At 40.8% G+C, this 19,572-nt stretch carries 12 protein-coding genes; 9 read left to right on the forward strand and 3 right to left on the reverse strand.

All coding sequences use genetic code 11. The features are described from left to right. The first annotated feature begins 11 nt into the window (after positions 1–11). Positions 12–491, forward strand: a complete 480-nt coding sequence (gene ytkD / locus ACIQCO_RS14835; RefSeq protein ID WP_400429864.1) for an RNA deprotection pyrophosphohydrolase — start codon at positions 12–14, stop codon at positions 489–491. 21 nt (positions 492–512) lie between these two features. Here ytkD and ACIQCO_RS14840 read toward each other — a convergent pair whose 3' ends face one another. The 3 genes from ACIQCO_RS14840 to ACIQCO_RS14850 are packed head-to-tail and all read right to left on the reverse strand — an operon-like array spanning position 513 to position 3,114. Beyond that, complete coding sequence (locus ACIQCO_RS14840) at positions 513–1,319, reverse strand: ABC transporter permease (RefSeq protein ID WP_400429866.1); 807 nt, start codon at positions 1,317–1,319, stop codon at positions 513–515. Continuing rightward, positions 1,300–2,076: an ABC transporter ATP-binding protein gene (locus ACIQCO_RS14845; RefSeq protein WP_400429868.1), complete on the reverse strand. Its 777-nt coding sequence runs from the start codon at positions 2,074–2,076 to the stop codon at positions 1,300–1,302. Before ACIQCO_RS14845 ends, ACIQCO_RS14840 begins: the two co-directional genes overlap by 20 nt. A 21-nt stretch (positions 2,077–2,097) precedes the next feature. Then, positions 2,098–3,114, reverse strand: coding sequence for an ABC transporter substrate-binding protein (locus ACIQCO_RS14850; RefSeq protein WP_400429870.1), 1,017 nt, complete (start codon positions 3,112–3,114; stop codon positions 2,098–2,100). A gap of 112 nt (positions 3,115–3,226) precedes the next feature. Here ACIQCO_RS14850 and ACIQCO_RS14855 point away from each other — a divergent pair, with 112 nt between their 5' ends. The 8 genes from ACIQCO_RS14855 (at position 3,227) to ACIQCO_RS14890 (ending at position 19,411) form a co-directional block, all read left to right on the forward strand. Beyond that, the gene (locus tag ACIQCO_RS14855) at positions 3,227–4,015 is read left to right on the forward strand and encodes an alpha/beta hydrolase family protein (protein WP_400429871.1); all 789 of its coding nucleotides are present in this window, start codon (positions 3,227–3,229) and stop codon (positions 4,013–4,015) included. 35 nt (positions 4,016–4,050) lie between these two features. Beyond that, positions 4,051–4,293 carry a DUF2584 domain-containing protein gene (locus ACIQCO_RS14860; protein ID WP_400429873.1) on the forward strand — a complete coding sequence of 81 codons (243 nt, stop codon included), beginning with the start codon at positions 4,051–4,053 and terminating at the stop codon, positions 4,291–4,293. A gap of 351 nt (positions 4,294–4,644) precedes the next feature. Further along, the gene (locus ACIQCO_RS14865; protein WP_400429875.1) at positions 4,645–5,946 is read left to right on the forward strand and encodes a Gfo/Idh/MocA family protein; all 1,302 of its coding nucleotides are present in this window, start codon (positions 4,645–4,647) and stop codon (positions 5,944–5,946) included. Between the two features lie 306 nt (positions 5,947–6,252). Next, the gene (locus ACIQCO_RS14870) at positions 6,253–8,970 is read left to right on the forward strand and encodes a fibronectin type III domain-containing protein (protein WP_400429876.1); all 2,718 of its coding nucleotides are present in this window, start codon (positions 6,253–6,255) and stop codon (positions 8,968–8,970) included. 238 nt (positions 8,971–9,208) lie between these two features. Further along, positions 9,209–9,709, forward strand: a complete 501-nt coding sequence (locus ACIQCO_RS14875; protein WP_400429878.1) for a TRAP transporter small permease — start codon at positions 9,209–9,211, stop codon at positions 9,707–9,709. A 1-nt stretch (position 9,710) separates the two neighbouring features. Further along, entirely contained in the window at positions 9,711–11,006 is a 1,296-nt protein-coding gene (locus tag ACIQCO_RS14880) for a TRAP transporter large permease (protein WP_400429880.1), read from the forward strand. Positions 11,007–11,044: 38 nt separating this feature from the next. After that, positions 11,045–12,073 carry a TRAP transporter substrate-binding protein gene (locus tag ACIQCO_RS14885; RefSeq protein WP_400429882.1) on the forward strand — a complete coding sequence of 343 codons (1,029 nt, stop codon included), beginning with the start codon at positions 11,045–11,047 and terminating at the stop codon, positions 12,071–12,073. 186 nt (positions 12,074–12,259) lie between these two features. Next, on the forward strand, positions 12,260–19,411 hold the full coding sequence (locus ACIQCO_RS14890) for a glycoside hydrolase family 2 TIM barrel-domain containing protein (RefSeq protein ID WP_400429884.1): 7,152 nt from the start codon (positions 12,260–12,262) through the stop codon (positions 19,409–19,411). Positions 19,412–19,572: the final 161 nt, after the last annotated feature.

Below are 19,572 nucleotides of genomic sequence, written 5' to 3' on the forward strand. Positions count from 1 at the left end.
CAGGAATTGAAATGATACAGTTTTTAGATGATAACGGAAACAAGGTGGATCTGTCATTTTCGCAAAGGGCATTCGAAGAGGAAGCAAAACATGTTTTGGTTATTTGCCAATTCGGAGAAGGATGGCTTTTAACCAATCATAAACAAAGAGGGCTAGAGTTTCCTGGCGGCAAAAGAGAACTTGGCGAAACCCTTGAAGAGGCTGCAAGACGTGAGGCCTATGAAGAGACCGGGGCTGTTCTTGCTGATTTGAACTTTTTGGCGCAGTACAGAGTTCAAGACGAAAAGGGTCCCTTTGTAAAGTCTGTTTTTTGGGGAAAGGTAAAAAGGGTAGATAAAACAAGCAGTTACTACGAAACAAATGGCCCGGTTAATGTCAACGGCGATATTTTACAATTGCGGTTTGGGGAAGAATACAGCTTCATCATGAAGGACCGAGTCGTTGAGGAATGTATTACCCGCATTCTAACGCTGAAAAAGGAAAAAGAATAGCAGGGAGCTCGCGCCAAACCGCTATTCCTTGATCAGTTTTTTTTCAAGAAGTTCTACGAGCTGGTACATAATCGTTGCAATTACAGCAATCACTAAAAGTGATAAGAACACGAGGGTAAAGTTAAATACTTGAAAGCCATAAATAATCATATACCCAAGACCGCGGGATGATACAAGGAATTCTCCAACAATGACACCGACCCATGACAAGCCGACATTCACCTTTAAGGTCGAAATAATGGTTGGAAAACTTGCCGGCAAAATAGCTTCCTTAAAGCATTGAAACCGCGTGGCCCCAAACGTTCGGAGCACTTTTACATAATTGGGATCGACCTCTTTAAATGAGGTATAAACAACGATGGTGGTAATGATAACAGAGATAATCGCTCCCATGGCAATGATTGAAGGATACCCGGGACTAAGTGCAACAATCAAAATCGGACCAAGTGCTACCTTAGGCATTGCATTAAGGATAACCAGGTAGGGGTCAAGGATTTTTTGAAGCAGCGGCGACCACCAGAGAACAGCTGCTAAAATGGTGCCAAGTAATGTACCAAGGATAAAACCAACAATCGTTTCGGTCAACGTCACACCGGTATGTGTCAGTAACGACCCGTCTTGTATTTTATTCAAAAATAAATTCCATATTTTAGAAGGGGAACTGAAAATCAGCGGGTCAATCCATTGCTTCTGACTGGATAGTTCCCAACTGGAGAAAAAGATGATAAAAATGACGGCTTGATAAAATCGCACCCACCATCGCTCAATTTTTAACGAATGGATGTAATTTTTATGGAGGAGTTCAACCTTATTCTTTTGCTGATTCAAGTGACTCCAACTCCTTCCATATCGTTTGAAAGATGCTAGGGTATGCTTCATGATTTCTTGCTTCAAACGGAGAAATTTTCTTTAATTCCTCAGGCATGGTAAAGATTTTATAAATTCTGCCTGGGCTCGGTGAAAGCAAAAAGACACGATCACTCATGGCAATGGCTTCGCCGATATCATGGGTAACAAGAATCGCTGTTTTGCCGAATTCAGTTAATATATTTGACACTAGATCCTCTAGCTTTAGCTTTGTTTGATAATCGAGAGCGGAAAAGGGCTCATCAAGCATCAGCAGTTTTGGCTCAGTAGCAAGTGTCCGCACCAAAGCCACACGCTGCCTCATCCCGCCTGATAACTGCTTTGGCAGCTGCTTCTCCACTCCGTTCAAGCCAATTTGCATTAATAACCCGGTTGTTGCCGATTTTGTTTTTTCATTTAACTGCTTTGACAGCTTCAGACCTAATAAAATGTTCTCTTCAATCGTTTTCCAAGGGAACAAATAATCCTGCTGGAGCATATAGCCAATGTCATTTTTTGCAGTGGAAATCGGTTTATTTTCTAACAGAACCGTTCCTTTTGTCGGTGGCAAAAGGCTTGAAATGATGGAGAGCAGGGTTGTCTTTCCACAGCCGCTTGGGCCGAGGATGGAGACAAATTCCCCTTCCTCAACCGTAAGTGAAATATCGGAGAGGGCCGTGGTGGCGGTGTCTTTTGTAAAATAAGTATGGTGAATATCTTGAACTGTTAAGAAGCTCATACAAACGGCCTCCCTTCCTGGTTATTTTTTCATGACTTTTTCGGCAATCTCTGTATTGACGAGCGTTTTATAATCTACTTCTTTTGGAAGTTCGCCTGCTTTTTTCATGATATTTTGCAAGTTGTTCCATTCTTCTTCATCTAAAATGGGATTTGTTGCGAATGAGCCTTGACTCTTATAGCGCTCAACAACGGTTTTCATAATTTCAGGGTCTGTATCTGGGAAATACGATTCAACTGCTTTGGCAATTTCTTCGGCACTATGAGATTCGACCCACTGTTGCGCCTTGTAAACAGCTCTAGTGAATTTTTCAATCGTTGCATTATTTTTCTTCATAAAGCTTTCTTTTGCCATAAAGCTAGTATAAGGAACATGGCCGGACTCTTTGCCAAAGGAAGCGACAATGTGTCCTTTCCCTTCTTTTTCAAAAATGCTGGCAGTTGGCTCAAATAATTGCACGAATTCACCTGTGCCGGATGCGAATGCATTGGCGATGTTGGCGAAATCGATATTTTGGATTAGAGTTAAATCTTGATGCGGGTCAATGCCATGCTTCTTTAAGACGAATTCCCCGACCATTTGCGGCATCCCGCCTTTGCGCTGGCCTAAGAAGGTTTTACCCTTTAATAAATCCCAAGAAAAATTGTCGATTTTCTCGCGGGCAACGAGGAATGTGCCGTCTGTTTGCGTTAGCTGGGCAAAATTGATAACAGGATCGTTAGCACCCTGAGCATATACATAAATCGAAGTTTCAGATCCGACCAGGGCAACATCGGCTCCCCCTGAGATCAGGGCTGTCATTGTTTTGTCGCCGCCGGGAGTCGTCGTTAGTGTTACGTCTAAACCTTCCTCTTTAAAAAATCCTTTTGCCAGTGCAACGTATTGCGGGGCATAAAAAATGGAGCGGGTGACTTCAGCAATCCGAACTTTTTCTAATTTCTTTGTTTTCGTATCGTCATTACTGTTGCAAGCAGCTAAGGAAAACATCAGAATAGCAATTAGAAGGAAGGAAAAACTGAACTTTACTGATTTTTTCATAAAAACTGAACCTCCTTAAATCTGGGCTAAATTTCTAAGATTATCGTATGAAGCAAAAAAAAATGTGTGAATGCCCAGTTCCACAAAATTTTTAAAAAGGGATCGATATAAGATGAATGATGGGAAAATTGTGGCTATTAACCGATTTCCTTCCCCTAATCCAAAGGTGGAATTGATGGAAATCACCTATATTTCTAATGGATTAAAAGTGAAAGGACTGCTCGCAGAACCTAAATATGAAGAGGTATCTGACGGCTTTCTTTATTTAAGAGGCGGGATTAAAAATGTCGGGAAAGTCCGGCCGGCGCGGATTGCTCAGTTTGCCACTGAAGGGTTTATTGTATTTGCTCCGTATTATCGCGGCAATCAAGGCGGCGAAGGGAATGAGGATTTTGGCGGAGAGGACAGGGAGGATGCGTTTTCCGCCTTTTTACTATTAAAGTCTTTACCAAAAGTTCGCGACATTCATGTCTTTGGCTTTTCACGCGGTGGTGTGATGGCACTCTTAACAGGGATTCAATTTCCCGAGGCGGCATCGATTGTCACCTGGGGCGGTGTTAGTGACATGAGCCTAACGTATAGGGAACGGAAAGATTTACGCAGAATGATGAAGAGAGTAATCGGTGGAACGCCTGACAAATATCCGGAGCGTTATCACGACAGGACTCCCCTATATGAGATGGAAAAATTAGCTGCTCCAGTATTGATCATTCACGGCGCTCTCGACGATAATGTGTCTGTCGAGCATGCTTACCGACTGGAAAGAAGACTTAGGGCATTAGATAAAATGGTCGAATGTTGGTATTTTGCGGAGTTAACGCATTATTTTCCACCTGCAGTAAATCGAAAAGTCGTTGAAGATTTAGCAAAGTGGATGAAAAGTCAGCACAAAAGATGGTAATATAGAGTTAATATAAGCAGAGGAGCGGATTTTTTATGGGTATGCCTCTTGAACTCAATACGATGATTGTAACTAAGGGAAGAGAGACAAGGGTAGAGGAAAATCTCTTTATATTGAAAAAAGAAGGATATAGGCTTTATCCAATTGAAATTCCGATTGAGGTTAGAAAAACGATGGATAGTGATTCAAGCGGTACGGCATTAATTAAAAAAGTCGAGTGGCAGCATAGCAGCACGACACTAACCTACCAACTAATTTCATTAAATTCAACGAATTAAGCAGGGGCTATTGAACCTGCTTTTTCTTTTGGAATGGCAGAGTTAAAGAATATTGGTGATTTTGAACACAATGTTGATTGGAGTGGAAGGCGCGAGACTCCTGCGGGAGCAGCGGGACAGGTGAGACCCCGCAGGCGCTTTAGCGCCGAGGAGGCTCACCGCCCGCCCCGCGGAACGCGAAGCGCCTGGAACGGAAATCAACATTCCCTTTTAACACAGCCTTTGGAATTAAAATAAAAATCTTTTGAATTTAATCAAATATTTTTGTATGTTTTTTCTAAATAAGCCGTAATTCTAATTAATTTGCTAAATTATAAGTGATTAATAGGAAAAAGAGCTGGGGGATGAAGGATGAAAAGAATAGTCGTTTGCGGACTAAGTAATCGCGCCTTGGGAATGTTTATTGAACCAATCCTAACAGATTTTGCTCATGAAAATAAAATTGTGGGACTCCTAGATACAGATGATCGGCGAATTGAGCTTTGTAAGGAAAGTTTTCCCGAATTGTTTTCAATTCCGTCCTATAATGCAGATCAATTTGATCAGATGATTAAGGAAACAAACGCTGACACAATCATCGTTACAAGCAGGGATGATACCCATATTGACTATATTTTACAAGGTCTTGAACAAGACTTAACCGTCATCACGGAGAAGCCGATGGTAACAAATGCAAATGATGCCGTTAGAGTGATAGAGGCAGAGCAGAGAAGCAGAGGAAAAGTGATTGTTGCTTTCAATTATCGTTATGGTGCATTCCATCGCAAAATAAAAGAGCTGATTTTAGAAGGTAAAATTGGCAGAGTTACATCCGTTGATTTGAATTGGTATATTGATACGTATCATGGGGCCAGTTATTTTAAGAGATGGAATCGAAACAGAGCGTATTCCGGTGGCTTGTCAATTCACAAATCTTCCCATCATTTCGACTTGGTCAATTGGTGGCTGGACCAGAAACCGGAAGAAGTCTTTGCTTATGGGGCATTAAATTACTATGGCAAAGATGGAGAATTTAACCCGAGCGCAGCAGACCAAAGAAATTGTAGTACATGCCAAGAAAAATACAACTGCCAGTATTATATGCGCTGGTCAAACCGCAGAAATAATATTGCGGTTAAAGATGATCATATTAAAGCGGATAATATTGAAAAGTCAGCTGATAATTATACGGGTTACCGCCCGGACTCCTGTATCTTTGATCATGAGATTGAAATTGAAGATACGTACGCAGCAATTGTTAAATACGATAAAGGGGCGATGCTAAACTATTCCGTTAATTTTTCCGCTCCATATGAAGGATATCGTCTCGCAATTAATGGAACAAAAGGGAGAATTGAAACAACGGAATATCACGAGCCAAGCCGCATTTCGTTTCCATACCCCGAACAAACGATTGAATATTATCCTTTATTCGGAGCGAAAGAGACCATCCATGTCGTTCAAAATGAAGGTTCACACGGCGGGGGAGACCCACTGTTACAGGAAGATCTCTTCTTAGGTGTCGACCCCAATAGACCATATCAGATTCTTGCTGGTGCAGAGGCGGGAGCCTATTCCATCGCGGTTGGAGAAGGAGTATGGCGGTCAAGTAAGGAAAACAAGCCGTTTCGTATTAATGAACTGCTACGGTCTACTAGTGAAATAAAATATTAATTAGTTAATTCCCTGTTTCTAAATAAGAACCAGGGAGTTTTTTTTCAAAAATCCTCTATTTCTACACTAGTAATTTAGTAATTAGTAAATGTAAATTACAGCAAAATGGTAGGTAATTTGGAATAATGAGGGGAAAATCACTAAAAATATTAAACAATCATATAAAGATTTTATATTTTTAAAAGATTCTGTTTTTATATAATTACAGATGAACTTTAACATGCAGATGAAGGGGGGATATGCACAAAGGGAAAACGACGCTACTATTTCATTGGAATGGCACTATAAATTAGGGAGGAATACAATTTGGGATTTATTAGGAATCTATCAATATTATCAATTGTTTTACTCATGCTTAACTCACTTTTAAATGTAAGCGGTTTCGTAATAAAGGCTAGTGCAGAAACGCAGATATCAGCTCCACAAAACCTTAAGGTACCTGCATTAGCCTATGATGAAAACAGTATTACATTGGTATGGGAGAAACCAGAAGACTATAAAAATATTGTTGACTACAATGTGTACATGGATGGCAAAAAAATTGGCAGCGCCAATCATCAAGCCATTTCCCCAGCTAAATCACATATTGATAAGTTCTACGCAGATCCGAACAATAGCGGGCATGTGAAAGTGGTTATGCACAATTTCACAGCAGCAGATTTAACGCCTAAAACAAATTATCAATTTACGGTTAGGGCGGTTGATAGAAATGGCAATGAATCCACCGATAGCAATACTGTAAGCCAATCGACAACAGCGGTGCCAAAAGTGTTCAATGTTAAAGAATATGGTGCCGTCGGTGATGGCAAAACATTAAATACTGAGGCAATTCAGAAGGCGATTGATGATTGTACACCTGGAGGCAAGGTGTTGATCCCTGAAGGAATTTTTAAAACAGGGGCCATTTGGCTAAAAAGCGATATGACTCTTGAGGTTGCGGAAGGCGCCACCCTTCTTGGCTCTGAAAATGCTGATGACTACCCATATCATTATTTGTTATATGACTATTCCACTGACGAGCGCTTCTATTCTCTTATCAATGCGCACACCTATGATTATGGCAGTCTTTCAAATATAAGGATTGTTGGAAAAGGAACGATTGACGGGAATGGATGGAAACAGAATGGCACAGACCCGGACGGCTTTCCGCTTTCTCAAACTAGCAGTTCCACTACCGTTTATGAAAATGGGATTCTCGCAAAAGTACAAGTAGAACGAGCTGAAGAACTAGGAAGTGCAAAACCGTATCCGACGAGATCAAACCTGATTACTCTTAGAGGGGTTAACAATGTCTATTATAGTGGCTTTACAGCGCTAAACCCGTCCAATCATACGTTAGTAAATTTAAACAGCAACAATGTCACTGTTAATGGAGTGAAGCTATTAACCTATGATGTGAACAACGCGGATGGAATTGAATTTGCCCATGGTGACGGCCTTACTGTATTTAACAATGTCTTCGATACAGGGGACGATGCGATGAATTTTGCTGCAGGACTTGGAGCATCGAGCGAACACGAAGATTCCACCAAAAATGCCTGGATATTTAATAATTACTTCAGAGAAGGGCATGGGGCTGTTGTGACTGGAAGCCATACGGGTGCTTGGATTGAAAACATCTTGGCAGAAGATAATGTTCTCTACAAAACAGAAGTTGGCCTTCGCTGCAAAACAAACCCGGATAATGGAGGCGGTGCAAGAAACATTGTCTTCAGGGACAATGCGATGAAGAATATTGCCAAAGAAGGCTTTATCTTTACTTCTGCCTACTCAGATGCAAATGCTGCTATTGAAGTGGAGCCTGCTGCAGTAAAGGGGCAATTTAAGGATATTGTCGTAAAAAATATTACTGTAGATGGGACTGGAAAAGAAGCAATCAAAGTGGAAGGCGTGTCAGATCAGTTTCATGAAAACATCCATTTTGAAAATGTCTTATTTATGAATGCAAAGGCAACGAAGATAAATTATTTAAAAAATAGTTCATTTACAAATGTGAAATTTAACAATACAAAGAATCCATGGGCCATCACTAATTCTACTGGATTATCCTTCGAGGGTGATACAACTGTAACACCGGTTTCCAGTGATGCAAGCGGTGCCCCTGTTTGGTCAAAAGATAGCAAATTGGAGGCAGTGAATGCAGATGATGTATCCGTTACATTAAAATGGGCCGGCGCTCAGGATGCAACGGGCGTTAAGAGCTACAATATCTATGATGGGGAAACGCTTTTAGCAACGGTCAACGGATCTGTTCAAACGTTTAAATTAACGGGACTTTCTCCGGCATTAACCTATAACTTCAAAGTAGAAGCTGCGGATGCCACCGGAAACTGGACGAAAAATGGACCAAGTTTACAAGTGAAAACAACCGGTTCAAAGGATGCAATCGCTCCGACTGCACCTATTGGAGATAATATCCTCACCCTTAGCACAGTATCCGGAGGTCTTGGGACTTCATGGGCCAAAATTAATTGGCTGCACGCTTCGGACCAATACGGAATACAGCAATATGAAATCTATGTGAATGATCAACTGATAGGAACGGCTGATGGAAATATAAATGCTTATACAGTTACCGGATTGAAGCCAGATACCAGCTATGTTATAAAAATAAAAGCGGTTGATGCAGCAGGTAATGGCACGATGTACGATACCGCTTTACAGCTGACTACAAAAGCAGTATATGACATCGGAGCGCCTAAATGGGCGGCTAAAAGTGAAATTAAAGCCCAAGCCATCACGCAAACGAGTGTAAAATTAAGCTGGTCCGCCGCAAGTGATGACAAAGCGGTCAATGGCTATAGGATCTATCAGAATGGAAAACCCTTGGAAGGGAAAGTTAAATTTACCCCTATCAATACTGAAAATACAGTTACAGGAACAAGCTATAGAATAGAGGGCTTAGAACCTAATACGACCTATACATTTAAGATTGAAGCTGGTGATGCCGCAGGTAAATGGACAGGCACAGGCCCAAGCTTGACGATTACAACAAAAGGCCCGCAAAATGATAAAAAGAAATAAGTAGTGGTTTAAGGAGCTTACCTAGTTTTGGGAGGCTCCTTTTTTCGGCATGGCAGGAAGGTAGGAACACGCCTATTGGCAATTAAAAACACACATCCTAAAAAATTTACAAAAAAACCTAAAAATCTAATAATTTAAAAAGTGAGAAAATTCATTACAATTAAATTACACATTAATGTAAGCACTTTCATCGTAAGAGGACGCAACATACTAAAGGGAGGAGGTGTGAGAATCTAATATGAAATTAATTAAAAAACTAGCTTTATGGTTTGATAGTTTCTTTGAAAATTTGGCCCAAGTTGCTTTGTTGACGATGATTCTCATTGTTACAATGCAGGTGATTACCCGCAAGCTGTTCAATTTTGTTTTTTTCTGGTCAGAGGAAATAACGATGGTATTGCTAATTTGGTTCTCCTTTATGGGAATTGCCGTTGGATTTCGCGAAAAACTGCATCTTGCTATTGATTCGTTCACGACTAAATTACCGCAAAAGGCCATCTATTGGATCAATAAATTGGTCAATTTAGGGGGTCTTGCTTTCGGGATCTATTTGGTCAAATACGGCTGGGATTTTACTGTTCTAATGAACACCTCAACATTGGCAGCGACACATATGCCGAACAGCGTGTTTTATGCAGTAATGCCGGTTTCCGGCGTCATGATTAGTATGTATTCATTTTTAAATTTAATTGGGGTCAACACAAAACGCCATCAAGATGTTGAGGAAGGAGGGCACTAAAATGGATACAACTACAGTCGCAATCATCATTTTAGTTATTAGTTTTATAGCAATGCTTGTTCTGCGCTTTCCCGTTGCACTTTGTCTTGCGGGTTCAACGATTTTTACCCTGATGTATTTGAATGTACCGCTAGAAGTAATCGGCCAAAGAATGATTCAAGGAGTTAACTCTTACGCCTTGCTAACGATTCCGTTTTTTATATTGGCGGGACAAATCATGGGGGAGGGTGGGCTTGCATTAAGGCTGGTCAACTTCGCGTTACTTATTGTCGGGCGGATCCGCGGCGGTCTGGCGATGGTTAACTGTGTTGCCTGCTTGTTTTTTGGAAATATTTCCGGGTCGGCGGCGGCGGACGTCTCCTCGATTGGTTCGATTATGATACCGATGATGAAGAAAAAGGGATATAGCACTGAATTTTCAGTTGGCTTGACCACTTCTGCCGCAATTCAAGGCGTGGTTGTTCCGCCAAGCCATAACTTGATTCTTTATTCCTTGGCAGCTGGAGGAACGTCGATTTCCGCACTGTTTCTTGCTGGTGTTGTTCCAGGCGTTATTCTCTGTATTGCGTTAATGATTGCCAGCTATTTTATGGCGATAAGAAAAGGATTTACGCAAAAACATGTCGTTGCTCGGGAAGATGTGTCCAAAGTTTTAAAGGACGGCATCCTTGCGATTATGCCAGCCTTCATCATTCTTGGCGGAATTTTCTCAGGGTGGTTTACTGCATCAGAATCCGGTGCGATTGCCTGTTTATACGCATTCATTGTTACCTTTTTCGTGTATCGTGAAATTCCGCTCAGCAGAATGTGGACAATTCTTAAGCGAACACTTCGCACCGTTTCAATGGTCTTATTCTTGATCGCCGCTTCGAACGCCTTCGGCTGGCTGCTGGCGTACTTGAAAATACCGGCACTCGTTACTGATACCTTATTACAGATTTCTCATAATCCAATTATCATTTTGCTGATTATCAATATTTTGCTGTTGATTTTGGGTTCGCCGATGGATATGGCGCCGCTGATTTTGATTATGACACCAATCCTGCTGCCAGTCGTCACAGCACTTGGAATGGACCCTGTTCATTTCGGGATTATCATGATGTTAAACCTAGGAATCGGGCTCTTGACCCCGCCCGTCGGAACCGTTTTATTTATCGGCTGTGCGATTGGTAAGGTTTCGATCGGACAAGGTGCAAGGGCAATGGCGCCGTTTGCCTTAGTACTTGTCGCGGTGTTAATGCTGCTGACTTATATTCCACAGCTTTCCATGTGGCTGCCTGGTTTGATGAATCATTAATTAAACCGTTCGATAAAAACACTTAAGGGGATGAAAGTATGGAATTTTTTGGAAAAAAATCATTGACGATTTTGTTAGGAACCACTCTTTCCGCAAGCTTGCTGCTTGCCGGGTGTGGAAGCACAGAAACAAATGGCAAAGGGTCTGATTCTAAGGACGAAGGGAAAAAGTACAGTTTTCGTTTGGCTGATACCCATCCGGATAACTATCCGACTGTTTTGGGTGATAAGAAATTCGCTGAGATCGTCAATGAAAAAACGAAGGGCCGCATTAAAATTGATGTGTTCCCGAACGCCCAGCTTGGAGAAGAAAAGGCAGTTATCGAACAGGTACAGCTTGGGGCAATTGAATTTACCCGGGTAAGTTCGGGTCCGCTCGGGGAATTTAGTAAACCATTAGGTGTATTCAGTCTTCCTTACATCTTCGATAGCGAAGAACACGAATGGAAATTTCTCGAAAGTGATAAAGGCAAAGAATTATTAGCTAGCCTGGAATCCGCGAAAATGAAAGGTTTAGCTTATTATGACTCCGGTTCGCGGAACTTCTATTCGAAAAAACCGTTAAAGAGCGTCGATGATCTAAAAGGCTTAAAGGTTCGTGTGCAACAGAACAAAATCAATATTGATTTGATGGAAGCGCTTGGTGCGAATCCAAGTCCAATGCCATACGGCGAAGTATTTAGCTCCCTGCAGACGGGTGTAATCGATGGAGCGGAGAACAACTATCCGAGCTATGATTCTTCCAACCATTATCAGGTGGCCAAAAATTTCATTGAAGACGGGCACCAGCGTGTTCCTGAAGTGTTAATGATTAGTAAAACAACATGGGATAAATTGAGTGATGCTGACAAAAAGATTATTCAAGAGGCAGCACTTGAATCTGTAAAGACACAACGTGAAGAATGGGCTAAATTTGAAAAAGAATCAGAAGCAAAAGTAAAAGCTGCTGGTGCTACGATTACTAAAGTGACAGATATTAAACCTTGGCAGGAGAAAGTAAAACCTGTCATTGATAAATACCGCGCCGATTATAAAGATGTACTCGAGGCGATTGATAAAGCTAGATAGTCAGATGATAAGGAAGAACAACAAGACTATGTAATCGTAAACCATTACATAGTCTTGTCCATTAATCACATAAAATAAGCGATGCAGTGGGACAGCTCTAGTCAAAAATTTACTTTCAATACTTTTAAAGAAGTCATCTATGAAACTAACAATACCCTTTATACCTAGTAAAAGGAGGACGATGACATGAATTTTAAGCTTAGAAGGACATTTTCCTTCATTCTTGCAGTTGTTTTGTTCTTTTCAACAATGACTGCAGGAGCCGCTGTGCAAGCCGCGGAATCGACAGGGATGAAAGTACAAGAAGCATCTAATGAGAATACAGAAGCAACCTACGAGAATTTGATGAAATTAACCGAGCAGTTTGTCAACAATAAAGGAGTGGCTAATTCCTTAATTGTGAAGATAAAAGCGGCAAAAGAAGCAGATGAAAGAGGGAATACCAAGGCGAAAGAAGGCTCTTTAGGAGCCTATATAAATGAAGTAAACGCACAATCTGGAAAGAAATTAACTATTGAACAGGCAAATATTTTGATAGGAATAGCCAATTCGTTGTTAAAAACTGATGCTGGACGGATTGTCACAAATATTGATAGAAGCTGGAAATTTAATTATGGCAATGTATCTGGAGCAGAGTCCAAAGCGTTTGATGACGCTGCCTGGCTTCCTATTAACCTGCCGCACACCTGGAATGCTGATGATGCTGCCTCTGCGAATTACAAACGCGGTATAGGCTGGTACCGTAAGACTATTGACTTTGATCGTGCTACCTATTCGGGCAAGCAAATTTATATTGAATTTGGCGCAGCATCAACGAAAGCGGATGTTTATGTCAATGGAACTCATGTGGGCCAGCATCTCGGCGGGTTTTCGGCATTTAGATATGATATTACATCGTTGGTTTCTTTCGATGTCCCAACGGTAATATCCGTCAAAGTAAACAATTCTAATGATCCTAGTATAGCGCCGCTCGATTCTGGCAGTTTTGATTTTTCTTTGCAGGGCGGTTTATATCGTGATGTTTCCATTATCGCTACTAATCCCGTTCATATCGATACGTTAGATCATGCTTCCTCTGGTGTATATTTAACCACCACGAATGTTTCAGAAAAAAGTGCTGACCTGAATGTGAAGTCTAAAATTGTGAATCATGCTAGTTCAGATAAGCCGGTTAAAATAACAGCGCTACTTAAAGATGCCAAAGGAAAAACAGTAAGTACACTTGAAGAAACAGTAACTGTTCCTGCAAATGGACATGTTCAATTTGACAAAAACACCACGGTAAAAAATCCTCATCTGTGGAACGGAACCGCCGATCCATACATGTACAATGTCGATGTTCAAATAACGAATGATAAAAGGAATGCGAAACTTGATAGTGTCACGCAAAATCTAGGATTTCGTTTCTATAAGGTTGACCATGATAAAGGTTTTTTCCTAAACGGCAAATATCTTGACCTGCATGGAGTTGGTTATCATCAAGACTATAAAAATGGATTAGGGTGGGCTAGTACAGAACAACACCGAAAAGCTGATTATACAGAAATCATGAAAGACATGGGTGTCAATGCGGTAAGAATGGTGCACTATCCACACGCATCATGGGAATATGACACGACCGACGAATTAGGCTATGTCGTTTGGACTGAGATTCCTCTCGTGAAACAATTTACCGAGACGGCTGACAAGAAAAATATTGATCCCGCGTTCGAAGAAAATATTAATCAGCAATTAACTGAAATGATTCTTCAGCATTACAATCATCCTTCGATTATGTTCTGGGGGATGAGCAACGAGATGCCTAATTATGATACGGATAGTTCGGGGAATTACTTAGGCGGTAATTTAATGACGACACTTAGTGATCTTGCGCATCAATTGGATCCAACGAGGCTTACAACTCTTGCAACGGATCAAGGTAGTAATGATTTATATTATCAAGTTCCTGTAGATGTAAAGGCGATTAACCATTACAGCGGCTGGTATGTATCCGATTTATCAGAATTTACTCCATTCTATAATGGAAGAAGAGCTGTCTCAACATCACCTCTTGGCGTTAGTGAATATGGTGCAGGTGCCAATGCCTTCCAGCATATGGATAACTCGACGAATGTTGATGTACTGCCATCAACAAGTCAGTGGCATCCAGTAGAATACCAGGCAATCGTCCATGAAAGCGATTGGGCACAGATGAAGGATCGTCCAGAAATTTGGGGTAAGTTCATTTGGAATATTTTTGACTTCGCTTCTTACAAAAAAGCAGAAGGCGGTCAAATTGGCATCAATGATAAAGGGATGGTAACACGGGACCGACAAACGAAAAAAGACGCTTACTATTTCTATCAATCCGTTTGGACAGATACACCAATGGTTAAATTAGGTTCAGCTGGGTTTGAAAATAGACCGCACAGCATACCTACACTTAAAGTATATAGCAACTGCGATGAGGTTACGCTGTATGTCGATGGAGTTAATAAGGGTACTATTAAACGGTCGTCCCTTAAACAATCAGCAAATGATACCGTGTTTATTTGGTCTAACGTTGACATCGGCTTAGGTTCTCACGCAATTAAGGTAGAAGGAAAGAAAAACGGAAAAAAGGTAACTGATATGACGAAATGGAACGGGATCCTAGGCAATGATACAAGGATGACTTCTGCTCAATATTTAATTATCGAATCGTCCCCATTTGATTCAAAAGGCAATCCACTTGCTTCGATGCCTGATTCGAAAATAGAAGTTCCAATGGAGGAAACGACTTTACTGAATTATTTAAAAAAAGCGACTCTTCCTTATGGAGCTACAGCAAAATTGTATCAAAAAGATGGCATTACTACGGTTAGTGATGATACACCGATAGCTCCCGATATGAAGCTGATTGTCACATCCGAAGATGGAAAGAATACAAGAAAATATACTTTCTTTGTTCGCAATCTTGCACTCTTTAAACCTGTTAGTGCAAGCAGCATAAAGGGCGGCAGTCAATACGGTTCGTTTGTTACCGACGGAGTCACCGATAATAACACGGCAACCGGAGTATGGGCTCCATTTAGGGACGCAAGCGGCAACTACAGTTTCCCTTCATGGGTAACGATTGACTTAGGTGACGTCTATGATATCTCAACGATTAAATCATTATTTGTTGAAAATGGCATGTCCTTTGGCTATAAAATTTATGCCAGTACTGAATTAAACGGTGTGGAGTGGGCTGATGAGAGCTCCGAATTGGATCTTAAAGATGGCGGCACCCTTGTTATTGATAAAGATGCCAATACGGATAAGTCTGGCACATACATTGATAAAATTTCACCCTCAGCGCTGGTATCTGCACGATATATTAAGATTGTCATTACAAAAATGAATGGAAGTTCTGCAGCTACGAGTAAACAGCCAGGAATCAGAGAGATTGAAATCTATGGTCATAAACTGACCACTTCTTATCCTTATGATCAGGTGACAAAGGCAATGAAAGTGCCAGCGGCGACAACGGTTGCAACGGCATTATCAAAAATTACTGTAAGCGGTAATGTAAAAGGTACTGCATTTACAGACAATGGTAAGGTCCTTGCTGAAACGGATCGATTAACAAATGGCAGCGTGTTTGAAGTGACAGATTATAATGGCAACAAAGTAAATTACGTTATTTTTCTAGAAGGTTCAAATATCCCGGTTGAAAAAGTAACCCTTGAACCTGCAGCAGTTATGCTTAGCGTAGGGGATTCACAGAAGTTAACGGCATCTGTCTACCCGATACTTGCTTCGAATAAAAATTTCACTTGGTCATCCAGTGATGAGTCGATTGTCAAGGTGAAAGATGGTCTTATTGAAGCCTTAGCCGCGGGCAAGGCAACAATCACTGTTACGACCGCCGACCAAAATAAAACTGCTGTTAGCGAAGTTACCGTCCAAGGTGTAGTAGAGGGCGATGGTCCTTTTGCCCTGGTGAATGACACTATGACGGAAGGAACGAAGCGTGACATTGAAGTTGATTTTTCGATTAATCCAGAGGATAAACGTCCAAATGATGCAAATAAGGACGGTATTAGAAATACAACAGTTACAATCAATTTACCAAAAGAAATCACAGCTAATGGTGATGACGAAGTAAGCATTATCGGACAGGATCGAATCAAATTAAATGATACCGCCGGATTTGAGACAATTAAAAAGAATGGAACGGATGTGGTCGGTGCAAGCAGTGCCCCGCCAGCAGCAACGATTAGTAATGGTGGTAAGACAATCACCTTTACAGGATTAGATTTATTACCAAACAACGGTGTGGATATTCAGCTTTTCCTGAAAGGCAAAGTGGTTCCACCTGCAGGAGAGTATGAATTTAGGGCAGCGTATACGCCAAATGGGAGGAACCGAGTTGCTTTAGAACTGGCAACATTGCACTCGATTAAGACGATTACGAATTTTCAAAGAGTCATCGATAATAGCCTGACCTATAAAGAAACAGCCGAGACATATAATAGTCTTACACTAAACTGGACCGCGCCTTCAGGGGCAAAAAGTGTAATCATCAAGCAATCAACAGACGGGAAGAATTGGACCGACTCGGTTCTCGACAAACCGATTACAGCCATTTCAACAAGTGCACACATCAGTCATTTAACAGCTAACAAACTTTATCAGTTTAAATTAGTCGTAACAGGAGGCGGGCAAGCTGGTAATTCCAACATTGCGAAATTTTATACTGGAAAGTTTGATGTGAAATCATATGGTCATGCTGTTGGTGATGGTGTAGCAGATGATACGAAGGCCATTCAGAAAAGCATTGATGATGCAGCAGCAACCGGTGGCGGCATGGTTCTCTTTAGTAAAGGGGACTTTTTAACTGGAACGATTCATTTACGAAGCAATGTCTATTTATATCTTGAGTCAGATGCAACAATCCTGGCAAAACTTCATGGAATGGATACACCGGAACCGTATTATTTAGCCAGCCCATATATTCCATATGCTCCCGATAATTCTAAATCTGGTCCATATGGCGGTAATAATAACGCCCAAGACATTGGACATTCTTTCTTTAACGATGCGTTGTTTGTTGGACTAAGAATTGATAACTTTAAGATCCTAGGAACAGGGGTAATCGATGGTAATGGTGCTATTACGGCGCAAGATGCGAATAAGGGCGATACACCGATTATTGATGTCAATCCGAATACGGTAAATAACTTCAATGAATCGTTCGATCTTGGCGACAAATTAATTTCATTAAAGCTTTCGACAAACTTTGAATTAGGCGGGAAAATTGATAATCCGTCCAATAATTTGCCCGATGATATTACAATTGATGGGCCCGTAATCAACCCGCAGACAGGAAAGTATTATGACGAAGGGGATACCAATAATCCAATCATACCGTATGCAAATTATAATCCAAATTTGAACTCGGATCCTAAAGGAATCCCTGATGCCCTTCATTTTAGACGCGGTGGACATTTTGTCTTGCTTGCGACAGGTGTGGATTATATGAATCTACATGACATTTATTATCTGAACGGGACTTCAAAGAATAAGAATGGGATTGATAGTGCCCTTGGTTATGGACAAAGACAAAGAGATTTATTTGACTTAATGTCTGATAATCATGTAACCGTAAAAAACATTTATACGGCCGTGCAAACGGATGACATTGTAAAGTTGGGCTCTGACTTTTCACTAGGTTTTAGAAGACCAAGTTCTGATTTTATTGTCGATAATATTGTAGGGAGGACAGAATGCAACCTATTCAAAATTGGTTCTGAAACAGCTGCAGATACATCAGATATTCATGTAACCAATTTACATGGTTATGGTGTTTACAAAGCTGGTTTTAACATTAATGAAAACGATGGTGCAACGATCTCAAACGTAACATTAGACGGCGCGATATTTACAAATACAAGTATCCCTATTTCTATTAATCTTACAGGCAGAAACAGAAATGGCGGCAACTCAGGTCAAGCGGCAAATCGACCTGTAGGTAGTATCAAGAATGTTCGAGTCAGCAATGTTACGCAAATTGGTCAAGACTATTTTGGGCTCGTGGGTACACATATCAACAATCTGGGACCTGCAGTAGTTGTTGGCTATAAAAATGCTGCTTCCATACAAGATATCACTTTAAATAATATTAAACTTATTCATAAGGGTGGCCAGCCGATTAGTGATAACTCGATCGTACCGAAATATGAATTAGGTAATAACTATGACCCAGGTGGATATTTCAACAATGGCTCACCAGTCTATGGCTTGCTTGTAAAATATGCTAAAAATGTCGTTGTCAATAATCTCACGACCGAATTCCAAAACAATGATGACAGGTATGCAATCTATGTAGATGATTCGGAAAAGGTATCTATTCAAAATGCTTCATTAGAAAAGGGCAGTGATCCAAAAGCCGCTTCCATCGCTGTGATGAAGACGAATAATTTTGGTTTTACAAATGTGAAATATAAGACAGCTGAAGGTAAAGAAGTGGATATTCCTGATCTCAACCCGCCGGTTAACATTTCGAATCCGCAAACAAACCGTTTCGAATATCCGGAGCCATCGCCAATTAAGGGCGATAAGACTTCAACAGATATAGGGGTAGTTAGTGATAGCGCCCATCTTGTAAATGTGGATACAGGACAATCAGCGATTGATTTAATGAATCATACAATTACGGCGATAATCGGTACCACGGATACGGATCTTAAGAATGAAATAACCGCATCTGATAATGGTTCAAAACAAACGTATGAGGTCATAGACCAGAGCGGTAACAAGAAATCGGGAGTATTAAAAACCGGAGATACCTTGCTCGTCACATCAGAGGATAATTCAACTACCACGGAATATGCCATAACGATACAAACCATCATTCAAGGTGAAGGAAATAACTCACCGAACCATCAGTTTGTTGGTTTAAAATCGAATGCTGTTTCCGGAGGGAAAGTGGGTACCTCTAGTGATAGTAATCCATTTATGGGCTTTGGCGTATTCCAACAAATTACTGGTGCCACTGCTCCGGGTTCCTATTTAGAATATGAACTTAAGAATATCCCTGAAGGAACGTATTCCGTTGAAGTGACCTCGAAGAAAAAAGCGGCAAGGGGTACGATGACTTTGTATGTGGATGGTGAAACACAACCAACACTTAACCCGATTGATGAATCGGTATCGGGATCTGCAACCGTTTATGAATCGATTAATACGGGGAATGTGACAATCACAGGAACAGGGAATCATATTTTTAGGTTCCTAGTTTCAGGATATAATCAAAACAATAATCCTACAGGTGGCGGCAGCAGTTTATATGATGTAAACATCGGTTATATTAAACTTACTCCGGTAAAAAACTAATCTACAGCTCGGTGTAAAGAAAATAGATTGGAGCATATATAAGAGTAGTAGAAAAAAGAAGCATTGGAGAAAGGGCTTCAATGCTTCTTCTTTTGCTCTGTTTTTGACGGTTGACACGGCTACATTCACTTTTGTTATTTAAATGAATGCTCAATAAACCT

The organism is Neobacillus sp. NPDC093127, from assembly GCF_044754175.1.
In the GTDB taxonomy this organism is placed as follows: Bacteria; Bacillota; Bacilli; order Bacillales; family Cytobacillaceae; genus Neobacillus.

Bases quoted from the DNA above. Each gene is read 5' to 3' on its own strand.
- ACIQCO_RS14855 (WP_400429871.1), top strand. From the start codon at position 3,227: ATGAATGATGGGAAAATTGTGGCTATTAACCGATTTCCTTCCCCTAAT.
- ACIQCO_RS14845 (WP_400429868.1), bottom strand. From the start codon at position 2,076: ATGAGCTTCTTAACAGTTCAAGATATTCACCATACTTATTTTACAAAA.
- ytkD (WP_400429864.1), top strand. From the start codon at position 12: ATGATACAGTTTTTAGATGATAACGGAAACAAGGTGGATCTGTCATTT.
- ACIQCO_RS14890 (WP_400429884.1), top strand. From the start codon at position 12,260: ATGAATTTTAAGCTTAGAAGGACATTTTCCTTCATTCTTGCAGTTGTT.
- ACIQCO_RS14860 (WP_400429873.1), top strand. From the start codon at position 4,051: ATGGGTATGCCTCTTGAACTCAATACGATGATTGTAACTAAGGGAAGA.
- ACIQCO_RS14850 (WP_400429870.1), bottom strand. From the start codon at position 3,114: ATGAAAAAATCAGTAAAGTTCAGTTTTTCCTTCCTTCTAATTGCTATT.
- ACIQCO_RS14880 (WP_400429880.1), top strand. From the start codon at position 9,711: ATGGATACAACTACAGTCGCAATCATCATTTTAGTTATTAGTTTTATA.
- ACIQCO_RS14875 (WP_400429878.1), top strand. From the start codon at position 9,209: ATGAAATTAATTAAAAAACTAGCTTTATGGTTTGATAGTTTCTTTGAA.
- ACIQCO_RS14885 (WP_400429882.1), top strand. From the start codon at position 11,045: ATGGAATTTTTTGGAAAAAAATCATTGACGATTTTGTTAGGAACCACT.
- ACIQCO_RS14865 (WP_400429875.1), top strand. From the start codon at position 4,645: ATGAAAAGAATAGTCGTTTGCGGACTAAGTAATCGCGCCTTGGGAATG.